Genomic DNA, 11,903 nt, shown 5'->3' with positions numbered 1-11,903 from the left:
TGTCGCACCCACCGGTGTCACGACGTGGAGTGAGCCGTGGGTGCGACGAAGACGTCGCCATGGCGCCCGGATCGTCACACCCACACGTGCACCCACCCCGCGTCCAGGACGGGACGCCGACCCGGGGGTCAGCCGGCCGGGTAGCCGGTGGGGACGGTCGCTGCGCCCTTCAGCGGCATGAGCACCCACAGCACCGGGTAGATCAGCACCTGGCTGCCGGGGACCACGACGAGGGTCGCGATGAAGATGGCGCGCATCACCCAGGGGTCCAGCCCGAAGCGCTCGGCGAGGCCGGCGCAGACCCCACCGAGGAGACGGCGGTCCTGCGGGCGGGACAGTCCCTGGCGGGCGAAGCCGGTGTGGATGGCGTTCACGGTGGTGCTCCTTCGTCGTGGCGTTCCGCACCGTGCGGTGCCGATGGCTCAACTGTGCCGCCACCGGGTCACCCCGACATCGGGGACGAACCCTGAACGATCCCCGAGTCGACCCTGGCTCCCTACCCCCGGGCCGTCGGGGGCTGGCCGTAGTCGGCGAACTCCGCCACGACGCGTTCGATCTCGTCGGCCGGGAGTGCCACGGGTTCCGCGACGGCGGCCGCGCGCAGGTAGACGTCGCACAACCACTCCAGCTGCCGCGCCCGGTCGTAGGCACCCCGCAGGTCCCCGCCCGTCGTGAGGGTCCCGTGGTGCTTCAGGATCACCGCACTCCGACCCTCCAGGGACCGGGAGGCGTTGTCGCGCAACTCTTCCGTGCCGAACGTGGCGTACGGGGCGACGAGGACGGAACCGCCGAACATCGCGATCTGGTAGTGCACGGGCGGGAGTTCCTCGCGCAGCAACGACAGCGCCGTCGCGGCCGGGGAGTGGGTGTGCACGACCGCCCCGGCCCCGTGCTCGCGGTAGGCCACGAGGTGCAGCGGGAGTTCCGAGGTGGGTCTGAGCGAACCCGCCACGACCTCCCCGGCGAGGTCGACGACGACGACGTCCGAGACCGTCATCGACCCGTAGTCCGTTCCGCTCGGGGTGACGGCGACGAGGTCCCCCGCGCGCACCGACACGTTCCCCGACGTGCCCACCACGAGCCCGTCGGAGACCATCCGCCGGGCGAACTCCACGACCTCTTCCCGTTCGCGCTCCAGCACGTCAGGCCCGCCCCGTCCGGCGGAACTCCTCGACCTGGGCGAGGTCGACGATGCCGGCGTCGGAGCCCAGCCCGGTGGCGACGAGGCTGCCGCAGGCCAGGCCGCGGTCGGCGGCGGCGATCAGGTCGAGCCCTTCCAGCAACCCGGAGATGAAACCCGACGTGAACGCGTCCCCGCAGCCCGTGGTGTCCACGACGTCGACGTCGAACGCGGGGACGACGGTCTCGGCCTCACCGTTGCGGGCGACGCTGACGCCGTCGCCGCCGAGGGTGAGAACCGTGCAGCCGACCCCCTTGCCGTGCAACCAGGTGATGATCTCGGCGCGGTCCTCGGTGCCGACGATCCACCCCGCCTCCTCGATGTTCGGCATGAGGTAGTCGACGTGCGGCAGGACGGGTTCGAGGAGCTCGACGGCGTCGGGACGCGGGCTCATGAGGAAGTCGACGGTGGTGGTCAACCCCAGTTCCTTCGCCCGCTGGAGGATCCGCCCGGCGGGTTCACCGTCGATCCCGGGCAGGACGAACAACCCGCCCAGGTGGAAGACCTGTGCCTGCGCGACGACGTCCCACGGGACGTCCTCCTCCCGCAGCCCCGCGTTCGCGCCGATGACGTGCAGCGCAGGCCGGGAACCGTCGGCGCGGATCGGCAGCAGGCTCGCCGAGGTCTGCCGGTCGGGGTCGGTGAGCAGGTGGTCGACGTTCACGCCGTAGCCGGTCATGGTGGTGCGGACGAAGTCACCGATGGTGTCCGCGCCGACCCGGCCCACGCTGGCGACGTCGACACCGAGCTTCGCGAGGTTCACCGACGGTGCGGCCGCGGTCCCGGCGACGGTGAACCGGATCTGCTCCAGCGGGGCGAGCTGCTGTCCCGGCGGGACGGCCGTGAACGGCCACCCCAGCGCGTCGGCGATGTGCGCTCCGAAGGAGACGACCTGCGGCATCGAGCGTCCTCTCGTCGGGACGGTCGACGTCGATCCGCCCTCGTGATCTTCCGCGCCAGTCTCGGAGCATCCCCTCCCCCTCGCAACCGTGATCTTGCTGGGAATCCCAGCAAGATCACGAGTCAGGAGGGGTGGACGGCGAGGAGGGCGGAGTGGTCGGCCCAGGAGGCGGTGAGGGTCTCGCCGGGGGGTGCGGGGGTGCCGAGCACGCGGAGGACCACGAGGTCACCGGCGGCGGTCGTGATCGTCGTGACCGCGCCGACCGTCGCGACCTGGACCGACGTGATCGTCGGGGCGTCCGACGCCGATCCGCTGCCCCGGGCCGTGGCGTGCTTGGGGCCGGGCTCGAAGCGCCCGTCGACGGCGACCTGGATGTCCGCCTCGGTGCCGCCGGTGACGATCGCGCGGTGCAGGACGTCGGCGTGGACGGGATCGCCGACCGCGTCGTAGACCCAGCGCGGCCCGAGGACGGAGTGGTCCATCGTCGTGACCAGGAACTCCTCCGCCCCCTCGAGCGGAGCCGCCCGGTAGGTGAGCGGCGCCTGCAGCACCGGTCCCTCACCGACCCGCACGAGCATCGTCTCGACCCCGACCTCACCGGCGGGGTCGTCGAAGCGGAACCGGCCGACCTGGAGCAGTTCCGCGCCGGCCGCGACCCCGCTCCACGGCTGCCGCGGCAACCAGTCGGACAGCGCCTCGAGCTTGGTGGGCGTGAGCTGCGCCCGGTGGATGACGGCCATGCGCCGAAGCTACTGCGGCGGCTGCCCGTAGACGTGCCCGACGGGCAGCCGGACGACACGCCGCCGGTCGGCGACCATCGCCCGGCGGTAGTCGTCCCAGTCCGGGTGCTCGCCCGCGAGCGCCCGGTAGAGGTCGACGAGTTCCTCGACGGCCTCGTCGTCCTCGCGCTCGGCGACGGCGGAGAGGGTGGCGTCGCCCTCGACGACGACCCAGCTCCAGAAGTCGGGGGAGGTGACGTGCAGGCTGGCGCGCGGGTCGCGTTCGAGGTTCCTGGACTTGGCGCGGCCGGCGGTGACGGAGATGCGGATCAGGCCGGTGGCGCGGTCGAGGTGGTGGCTGACGTTGGACAGCTGAGGTCGCCCGTCGCGCTTCAGCGTCACGAGGACGCTGTTGCGGGTGGAGGCGACGAGGTCGAGCAGGTCGTTCTGCGGGTCCGTCATGGGGGAGGAAGTCCGGGGCGGGCGCCGTTCTTCCCGTCCGGACAGGTGGAGTGACACCGATGGGTGCGACGCGTGCGGTGGTGCGGGAGCAGGAACGAGGCCGGGAACGACGAAGGCCCCGGTCTCTCGACCGGGGCCTTCGCCATCTGTGCGCGAGGGGGGAGTTGAACCCCCACGCCCTTTCGGGCACACGGACCTGAACCGTGCGCGTCTGCCTATTCCGCCACTCGCGCAGACATCTAAACCGTACCAGCCCCCGGACGGTCCGGAGGACACGGGCGGGACGGCTCATCACGACAGCTCCACCGGCGTGCACCGCGTCCACACCGGCAGGAGGGGGCGTCCCGGCTACCATGCCGAGGGCTGGACCATCGGTGACGATCTTGGGAGGAGGCTCGACGTGGGAGTCCTGGACCGCTTCGAACGCGGCGTGGAACGCGCCGTCAACGGCGTCTTCGCGCGGGCCTTCCGCAGCGAGGTGCAGCCCGTCGAGGTCGCGAGCGCCCTGCGCCGTGAGCTGGACGACCGGGCGGCCGTGCTGTCCCGCGGGCGCACGCTCGTCCCGAACAGCTTCATCGTCGAGCTCGGCCCCGCCGACCACGAGAAGATCGCCTCCTGGCAGGACACCCTCGCCGACGAGCTCGTCGCGGCGGTGACCCAGCACGCCGAGAAGCAGCGCTACTCCTTCGTGGGCCCGGTCCGCGTCGACTTCCACGAGGCCGACGACCTGGAGACGGGCGTCTTCCGCGTCCTCTCCTCCACCGTCAAGGGCCGGGTCGCTCCGTCCACCCCGAAGACCGCCGACGCGGGCCGGCCGCGGCTCGAGGTCGACGGGCGCGGCTACGTGCTGGCGGAGTCGGTGACGGTCATCGGCCGCGGTTCCGACGCGGACGTCGTCGTCGACGACCCGGGCGTCTCGCGCCGTCACGCCGAGATCCGCGTCGTGGGCCAGGGAGCACGGCTGTCCGACCTCAGCTCCACCAACGGCACCTTCGTCGACGGCGAACGGGTCTCCTCGATGGACCTCTTCGACGGCACGACGATCACCGTGGGGCGCACCAAGCTGGTGTTCCACTCCGCGCGCCGGGACGAGGGCTGGACGTGACCCCGGGCGCGGCGAGGGGAACGGCTCCGTGAGCGAACTGACCCTCACCGTCCTGCGACTGGGGCTGTTGATCGTCATCTGGCTCTTCGTCCTCGCGATCGTCAGCGTCCTGCGCGCCGACCTGCTGGGCACGCGGGTCACCACCCGCCGGACGGAACGGGCGAGGGCGAAGCCGCCGCGCGAGGCCGCCCAGCCCCCGGAACCGGTGCGCCCCAAGCGGGCGACCCTCGTCGTCACCGAGGGTTCGCTGCGCGGGACGACGCTCAGCCTCGGCCAGGCCGCCGTCCTCATCGGCCGCGGCGCCGACTGCACGCTCGTCCTCGACGACGAGTACGCCTCGACCAAGCACGTGCGGATCACCGCGAACCCCGCCGGTGACGGCTGGGTCGTGGAGGACCTGCAGTCCACGAACGGAACCGTCCTCGGTCGCGAGAAGCTGACCACCCCCGCCCCCTTCGAGCCCGGCACGCCGTTGCGCATCGGCAAGACCGTGCTCGAACTCCGGAGGTAGCCCGTGGCCATCGCGCTGAACTACGCCGCGCGCTCCGACGTCGGACTCGGGCGCAGCAACAACCAGGACTCCGGCTACGCCGGACCGCACCTGCTCGTGATCGCCGACGGGATGGGCGGTCACGCCGGTGGTGACGTCGCGAGCTCGCTCGCCGTCGGGGAGCTCTCCGTCCTCGACGGGGAGTCGCACGGCAGCGACGACGCCGCCCAGCACCTGCACACCGCCCTCGACGCCGCCAACGGGCAGTTGCGCCGCCGGGTCGAGGACGAACCCGACCTGTCCGGGATGGGCACCACGGTCACCGCGATCCTGCGGGCGGGCAGCCGACTCGTCCTCGCCCACATCGGCGACTCGCGCGGCTACCTGCTGCGCGAAGGTCAGCTCACGCAGCTGACGAAGGACCACAGCTACGTGCAGAGCCTCATCGACGAGGGCCGGATCAGCCCCGAGGAGGCCGAACGCCACCCGCAACGTTCGGTGATCATGCGCGTCCTCACCGGTCGCGACGACGACGAGGCCGACGTCTCGGTCCGCGAGGCGAAGCCGGGCGACCGCTACCTGCTCTGCAGCGACGGGCTGTCCGGCGTCGTCAGCCACGAGACCCTCACCGAGACGCTCGCCGCGGGGATGGACCCCGACGCGACGTGCCAGCGCCTCGTGGAACTGGCGCTGCGCGGTGGGGGTCCGGACAACATCTCCTGCATCGTCGCCGACGTCGTCGAACTCGGGGGCGGGCCACCGCCCTCCACCACCCCGCAGGTCGTGGGCGCCGCGGCGTTCCACCGTCCCCGCCGCTCCTCCGCCGCCGGGACCCCGGCGGCCCGCGCCGCCGCCCTGCGCGCGCGGCAGGAGGACTCCGGCGACGACTCGGAGGACGACGATCAGCCGCCCCTGACCGAGCGCGAACGCCGACGGCGTCGCCGCCGCTGGATCGCCGGGCCCGTGCTGCTGGTCCTGCTGCTCGTCGCCGGCGGTTTCGGCGGCTGGCGGTGGAGCCAGCAGCAGTACTTCGTCGGGGTCGACGGGAGGACCGTCGCGGTCTACCAGGGCCTCACCCAGGACATCGGTCCGTTGTCCACGTCGCACGTGCTGGAGTCGACCGACATCTCCGTCTCCGACCTGCCCACCTACTGGTCGACCCGCGTCGAGGCGAGGATCTCGGCGCGCGACCTCGCCGGGGCCCACGACACGGTGCAGAACCTCGAGGACCTCGCCGCCGCCTGCCGCGCGGCCACCGCACCCTCCCCCGCGACACCCGCGACCGTGCCGACGGTGCCCACGACCGCACCCACGGACGCACCCACGGGTTCTCCCAGCGCGACCCCGACCGCGAGCGCGAGCGCGAGCCCCACGCAGACGTTGACCCCCGAGGACTGCGGAGGTGCCGGCTGATGGCGACCGTGCTGCCCGTCTACCCCACCACCCGCCGCAACGTGGAACTGCTGCTCGTGCTGCTCGCCGTCGTCATCGCCGGCGGCGCCTGGGCCGTCGTCGGGCTGACCATCGACGGGGCGCTGCCCCCGAACCTCTTCGCCTACGCCGGCGGTCTGGGGGGTCTCGCGGTCCTGCTGCACCTGGTCCTGCGCTGGCGCGCGAAGCACGCCGACCCGCTGCTGCTGCCCGTCGCGACCCTGCTCAACGGCATCGGGCTGGTGATGATCCACCGCCTCGACGAGGCGCTGGACACCTCCTCGGCGTCCCGGCAGTTCCTCTGGTCGGCGCTGGGGATCATCGCCGCCGGGGTCGTGCTGGTGTTCGTGCGTGACCACCGCATCCTGCGTCGCTACACCTGGACCGCGGCCGTCGCCGGTCTCGTCCTCCTGCTGCTGCCGATGGTCCCCGGCCTGGGCCGCACCGTGAACGGCGCCCGGATCTGGATCGGTCTCGCCGGGTTCACCTTCCAGCCCGGGGAACTCGCGAAGATCTGCCTGGCGATCTTCTTCGCCGGCTACCTCGTCGTGCACCGGGACGCGTTGAGCCTCACCGGCCGCAAGGTGCTGTTCCTGCAGCTGCCGCGCGCCCGCGACCTCGGCCCGATCCTGCTGGCGTGGGTCGCGAGCATCGGCATCCTGGTGCTGCAGCGCGACCTCGGGACGTCCCTGCTGTTCTTCGGGTTGTTCGTCGCGGTGCTCTACGTCTCGACCGAGCGGGTCAGCTGGATCGTGCTCGGGCTGCTGATGTTCTCCGCCGCCGCGGTGTTCGCGGCGCGGACGATGGGCCACGTCGAGGCCCGCGTCGACATCTGGCTGCACCCCTTCACGGCCGAGAACCGCACCGGTTCCAGCTTCCAGCTCGTGCAGGGGTTGTACGGCATGGCCAACGGGGGGCTGCTCGGCACCGGCCTCGGTGAGGGCCGTCCGCAGACCGTCCCGTACGCCAACTCCGACTTCATCTACTCCTCCCTCGGGGAGGAACTCGGCCTCGTCGGGCTGTTCGCCGTCCTGATCCTCTACGTGGTGCTCGTCGAGCGGGGCATGCGCACCGCGATCGGCGTCCGCGACGGGTTCGGGAAGCTGCTCGCCGCCGGTCTGGCGTTCTCGGTGACCCTGCAGGTGTTCGTCGTCGTCGGCGGCGTCACCCGCGTCATCCCGCTGACCGGTCTGACGATGCCGTTCCTGGCCGCCGGCGGGTCCTCGCTGGTGTCGAACTGGATCGTCGTGGCCCTGCTGCTGCGGGTCTCCGACCTGGCCCGTCGTCCCGCCGCGGAGGTCCGCAACGGCCCCGACGGCGACACGGGCGTGACCCAGGCGGTGAGGATCCCGTGAACCGGCCCCTGCGACGCCTGTCCCTCGTCGTCGCCTTCCTGTTCTTCGCGCTGTTCGCCTCGACGACGTGGATCCAGTTCCTGCGCGCCGACCAGCTCAACGCGATGCCGGGGAACTCGCGGCAGCTCTACGCGGAGTTCGGCCGGGAACGCGGCGCGATCCTCGTCGACGGCGGGGCCGCGATCGCCTCCAGCGTGCCCTCCGACGACCAGTACGACCGGCTGCGCACCTACGCCGCGGGCCAGTTGTACGCGCCCGTGACGGGCTACTACTCGCTGCGCTACGGCACCTCGGGCATCGAGCGGTCCGAGAACGACGTCCTCGCCGGGTCCGCCGACGAGCTGTTCTACCGCAACCTCTCCAGCCTGCTCACGGGCGAACAGCCCAAGGGCGCCTCCGTCACGCTGACGCTGCGACCCAAGGTCCAGCAGGCCGCGTGGGACGCCCTCGACGGGCGCAAGGGAGCCGTCGTGGCGCTCGACCCGGACACCGGCGACATCCTCGCGATGGTCTCCAGCCCGACCTACGACCCGAACACCCTGGCCACCCACGACGGGGACGCCGAGGCGCAGTCCTGGAAGTCGCTGAACGCCGACGAGGACGACCCGCTCATCAACCGGGCCACCGGCTCGCTCTACCCGCCGGGGTCGACGTTCAAGCTCGTGACCGCCGCCGCGGCGCTGGAGAGCGGCGACTACACCGCCGACACCCAGCTCGACGGACCGCAGGAACTCGCGCTGCCGCAGACCAGCAACACCCTGAAGAACGACGAGGGCACCGCCTGCGGCCCGGGCGACGAGGTGTCGCTGGCCGACGCCCTGAAGATCTCCTGCAACACCGCGTTCGGTTCGCTGGGCCTGAAGCTCGGCGCCGACACCATCGAGTCGCAGGCGGCGAAGTTCGGGTTCGGGCAGTCGCTGTCCATCCCGACCTCCGTCGCGACCAGCCGCTACCCCACGGGCGACGCCGTCGCCGGGCCGCTGCTGGCCTACTCCGCGATCGGCCAGGGCAGCGACGTCGCGACGCCGTTGCAGGTCGCGATGCTCTCGGCCGGCATCGCCAACGACGGGGTCGTCATGAAGCCCAACCTCATCGCCAACGTGCGCGACTCCGACTCCGCCGACGTCATCGAGGAACCGGCGCCGGAAGAACTCGGCCGCGCCGTCAGTTCCGGCACGGCGAAGACGCTGCAGCAGATGATGGAGCTCGTCGTCTCCTCCGGGACCGGCACCCGGGCCCAGATCGACGGGGCCACGGTCGGGGGGAAGACGGGGACCGCGCAGCACGGTGCGGGTCTGCCGCCCTACGCCTGGTTCACGTCCTTCGCGGAGAAGGGCGGCAAGAAGGTCGCCGTCGCCGTCGTGATCGAGGACGGCGGGTCGACCGAGAGCGCCTACGGTGGACGGTTGTCCGCGCCGGTGGCCAAGACGGTCATGGAGGCGGCGCTCGATGGGTGAGACGGACGCTCGCCGGGCAGGATCAACAGGAGAAGCGGGACGGGGAGAGCTGTGACGGACACGACGACTGGCCAGGGGGTGCCGGCACCGCGCGTGCTCGGCGGCCGGTACGAGGTCGGCTCACTGCTCGGCCGCGGCGGGATGGCCGAGGTCCACGTCGCCCGCGACACCCGCCTCGGGCGGATGGTCGCGGTGAAGCTGCTGCGCTCCGACCTGGCCCGGGACCCCTCGTTCCAGGCGCGGTTCCGCCGGGAGGCGCAGGCCGCGGCCGGGCTGAACCACCCCTCGATCGTCGCTGTCTACGACACCGGCGCCGACACGACGGTGGAACCCGGCGGCGGGCGGGTGGAGCTCCCGTGGATCGTCATGGAGTACGTCGAGGGCCGCACGCTGCGCGACATGCTGCGCACCGACCACCCGCTCGCCATCGAGGAGTGCCTCTCGATCACCGAGGGCATCCTGAACGGGCTGGAGTACTCCCACCGGATGGGGATCGTCCACCGCGACATCAAACCCGCCAACGTGATGATCACGCCGGCGGGCGAGATCAAGGTGATGGACTTCGGCATCGCGCGGGCCGTCAGCGACTCCTCGGCGACGTTGACGCAGACCTCCGCCGTGATGGGCACCGCCCAGTACCTCTCCCCGGAGCAGGCGCGCGGGGAGCAGGTCGACTCCCGCAGCGACCTCTACTCCACCGGCTGCCTGCTCTACGAGATCCTCACCGGCCGCCCGCCCTTCACCGGCGACGCACCGGTCGCGGTCGCGTACCAGCACGTCTCCGAGCAGCCGCGGCCGCCGTCGGCGCTGGCCCCGCAGATCCCGCCGGCCGTCGACCACGTCGTCCTCATGGCGTTGTCGAAGGACCGCGAGCACCGCTACCAGTCGGCCGCCGACTTCGCCGACGACCTGCGCCGGGCCGTCGAGGGTCGTCCGCTGCGCGGGGCGAGCTTCGCCACCCAGACGTTCGCGGCCGCTCCCCCGACCGCCGCGACCACCGTGACCCCGCCCGTGGCGGTCCCGGTCCCGGTGAGCCCGCCGACGGGCGCCTTGCCGCGCGTCAGCGACGGCGACCCGCCCTACGAGGAGGACCCCGCCCGCAGGCGCTGGCCGTGGGTGCTGCTCATCGTCGCGCTCGTGCTGGGCATCGGCGGGGTCGGCTACGCGCTGCTGAACAACGACGGCGGCAGCAGCAGCGGGGAGCAGACGTCCTCCGCGCCGGCGACCGTCGCGATGCCCGACGTCGTGGGCTCGGCGCAGGCCGACGCCGAGTCGCAGCTCACCCGGCTCGGGCTGACGACGACCGTGACCCAGCAGGCCGACGACACCGTCGCCGAGGGGAACGTCATCAGCACCGACCCGGAGGCGGGTGCGCAGCTGACCGTCGGCACGAGCGTGACCCTCGTCGTCTCGACCGGGTCGAACGCCGCCGTCGTCCCCGACGTGTCCGGGAAGACGCAGGAGGAGGCCCGCGCGGCCCTCACCGCGGTCGGCCTCAGCGTCGGCGACGTCAGCACCGGGGACAGCCCGACCGTGGACAAGGGCGAGGTCATCTCGACCGACCCCGCCGCCCAGGCGTCCGTCCCCAAGGGCAGTGCCGTCGCGCTGACCATCGCCAGCGGCAAGGTGACGGTGCCGGACGTGACCGGGAAGCCGCTCGCCGACGCCGTGAAGCAACTGCGCGACCTGGGTCTCAGCACGAACTCCACGGAGACGACGGTCACGACCGACGCCGACCCCGGCACGGTCGTGACCCAGGACGTGTCGCCGGACTCCAGCGTCGACGTCCGGACCCTCGTGAACCTGACGGTCGCGCCGGAGCGGACCGCCACGGAGTCGCCGACGTCGACGCCGACCGGGTCCCCCACCTCCAGCGCGTCACCGTCGAGCAGTCCGACGTCCTCGGGTTCGCAGACGGGCGCGGTCGGCACCCCGACCGAGGACGGGAACGGCCAGTGACCCGGATCCTGCACCTTTCCGACACCCACCTGATGGCGGCCGGGGCCCTGCACCAGGGGCTCGTCGACACCACGGCGGCGCTCGGGCACGTGCTGGAGTCGTTGCACGGCACCGGTTCCCTCGACGCCGTCGTCGTCTCCGGGGACGTCTCCGACGACGGGTCGCCGGCCTCCTACGAGACGGCGCGCAGCCTCGTGGGGCAGTTCGCGTCCGACCACGGTGCTGTCCCGGTGTTCGCGATGGGCAACCACGACCTGCCCGGTCCGTTCACCGCCGTCCTGGGGCCGACGCGGGCCGTGCACGTCGTCGACGGTCTGCGGATCGTTGTCCTCGACTCCTCGGTGCCGCAGCGGGGGTACGGCGAACTCTCCGCGGAGCAGCTGTCCTGGTTGGGCGCCGAGCTGTCGACGCCCGCCGCACGCGGTTCCGTCGTCGTCGTGCACCACTCCCCGCTGCCGGCGCCGACGGTCCTGCACGAGGCCCTGCGGCTGCAGGACCCCGCGGGGCTGCTGGCCGTGCTCGAGGGCTCCGACGTCCGGGCGGTGCTGTCCGGGCACTACCACCACCCCTTCGCGGCGACCTACCCCTCGGGACTGGCCGCGTTCGTCGCGCCCGGCGTCGCGAACCGCACCGACGTCCTGGTCGCCGCCGGGCGGGAACGGGCCGTGCGCGGCAGCGGGGCCCTGCTCGTCGAGCTCGACGACGACGGCGTCCGCGCGACCGTCCTGACGGTGACCACGCCCGGGGACGGTCAGGAACTCTTCGTGCTCGACGAGGCGACCGTGACCCGGATCGCCGTGGAGGCGGGCGTCCCCGCCTGACCCCCCGATCCGTGATCTTGCGG

12 protein-coding genes and 1 tRNA gene are annotated in these 11,903 nt (G+C 72.4%); 7 read left to right on the top strand and 6 right to left on the bottom strand.

Features of this window, described 5'->3' with window-relative positions; all coding sequences use genetic code 11:
- Positions 1-128: 128 nt before the first annotated feature.
- The 6 genes from ACFQ46_RS03145 to ACFQ46_RS03120 form a co-directional block, all read right to left on the bottom strand.
- Entirely contained in the window at positions 129-374 is a 246-nt protein-coding gene (locus ACFQ46_RS03145) for a PspC domain-containing protein (RefSeq protein ID WP_380257114.1), read from the bottom strand.
- 122 nt (positions 375-496) lie between these two features.
- Positions 497-1,141, bottom strand: coding sequence for a class II aldolase/adducin family protein (locus ACFQ46_RS03140; protein ID WP_380257112.1), 645 nt, complete (start codon positions 1,139-1,141; stop codon positions 497-499).
- A 1-nt stretch (position 1,142) separates the two neighbouring features.
- On the bottom strand, positions 1,143-2,081 hold the full coding sequence (locus ACFQ46_RS03135) for a carbohydrate kinase family protein (protein WP_380257110.1): 939 nt from the start codon (positions 2,079-2,081) through the stop codon (positions 1,143-1,145).
- 122 nt (positions 2,082-2,203) lie between these two features.
- The gene (locus tag ACFQ46_RS03130) at positions 2,204-2,821 is read right to left on the bottom strand and encodes a hypothetical protein (protein WP_380257108.1); all 618 of its coding nucleotides are present in this window, start codon (positions 2,819-2,821) and stop codon (positions 2,204-2,206) included.
- 9 nt (positions 2,822-2,830) lie between these two features.
- On the bottom strand, positions 2,831-3,262 hold the full coding sequence (locus ACFQ46_RS03125) for a PPOX class F420-dependent oxidoreductase (protein WP_380257106.1): 432 nt from the start codon (positions 3,260-3,262) through the stop codon (positions 2,831-2,833).
- 149 nt (positions 3,263-3,411) lie between these two features.
- Positions 3,412-3,495, bottom strand: a tRNA-Leu gene (locus ACFQ46_RS03120).
- 167 nt (positions 3,496-3,662) lie between these two features.
- On the opposite strand from ACFQ46_RS03120, the gene ACFQ46_RS03115 reads away from it, so the two are divergent.
- The 7 genes from ACFQ46_RS03115 (at position 3,663) to ACFQ46_RS03085 (ending at position 11,880) form a co-directional block, all read left to right on the top strand.
- Positions 3,663-4,367 (top strand): DUF3662 and FHA domain-containing protein, encoded by a 705-nt coding sequence (locus tag ACFQ46_RS03115; RefSeq protein WP_328293873.1) that lies wholly within the window; start codon positions 3,663-3,665, stop codon positions 4,365-4,367.
- A 28-nt stretch (positions 4,368-4,395) separates the two neighbouring features.
- A complete protein-coding gene (locus ACFQ46_RS03110) occupies positions 4,396-4,878 on the top strand; it encodes an FHA domain-containing protein (RefSeq protein ID WP_328293872.1) in 483 nt (160 codons plus the stop codon).
- Positions 4,879-4,881: 3 nt separating this feature from the next.
- Positions 4,882-6,270 (top strand): protein phosphatase 2C domain-containing protein, encoded by a 1,389-nt coding sequence (locus ACFQ46_RS03105; protein WP_380257104.1) that lies wholly within the window; start codon positions 4,882-4,884, stop codon positions 6,268-6,270.
- A complete protein-coding gene (locus tag ACFQ46_RS03100) occupies positions 6,270-7,643 on the top strand; it encodes an FtsW/RodA/SpoVE family cell cycle protein (protein ID WP_380257102.1) in 1,374 nt (457 codons plus the stop codon). Before ACFQ46_RS03105 ends, ACFQ46_RS03100 begins: the two co-directional genes overlap by 1 nt.
- On the top strand, positions 7,640-9,100 hold the full coding sequence (locus ACFQ46_RS03095) for a peptidoglycan D,D-transpeptidase FtsI family protein (RefSeq protein WP_380257100.1): 1,461 nt from the start codon (positions 7,640-7,642) through the stop codon (positions 9,098-9,100). The genes ACFQ46_RS03100 and ACFQ46_RS03095 overlap by 4 nt, the downstream gene beginning before the upstream one ends.
- A 78-nt stretch (positions 9,101-9,178) precedes the next feature.
- Positions 9,179-11,059: a Stk1 family PASTA domain-containing Ser/Thr kinase gene (pknB, locus tag ACFQ46_RS03090; protein ID WP_380257098.1), complete on the top strand. Its 1,881-nt coding sequence runs from the start codon at positions 9,179-9,181 to the stop codon at positions 11,057-11,059.
- Complete coding sequence (locus ACFQ46_RS03085) at positions 11,056-11,880, top strand: metallophosphoesterase family protein (RefSeq protein ID WP_380257096.1); 825 nt, start codon at positions 11,056-11,058, stop codon at positions 11,878-11,880. The genes pknB and ACFQ46_RS03085 overlap by 4 nt, the downstream gene beginning before the upstream one ends.
- The last annotated feature ends 23 nt before the right edge of the window (positions 11,881-11,903 follow it).

Source organism: Kineococcus sp. GCM10028916 (assembly GCF_042674865.1).
Classification (GTDB): domain Bacteria; phylum Actinomycetota; class Actinomycetes; order Actinomycetales; family Kineococcaceae; genus Kineococcus.
This window is presented reverse-complemented; position numbering and strand designations above follow the sequence as displayed.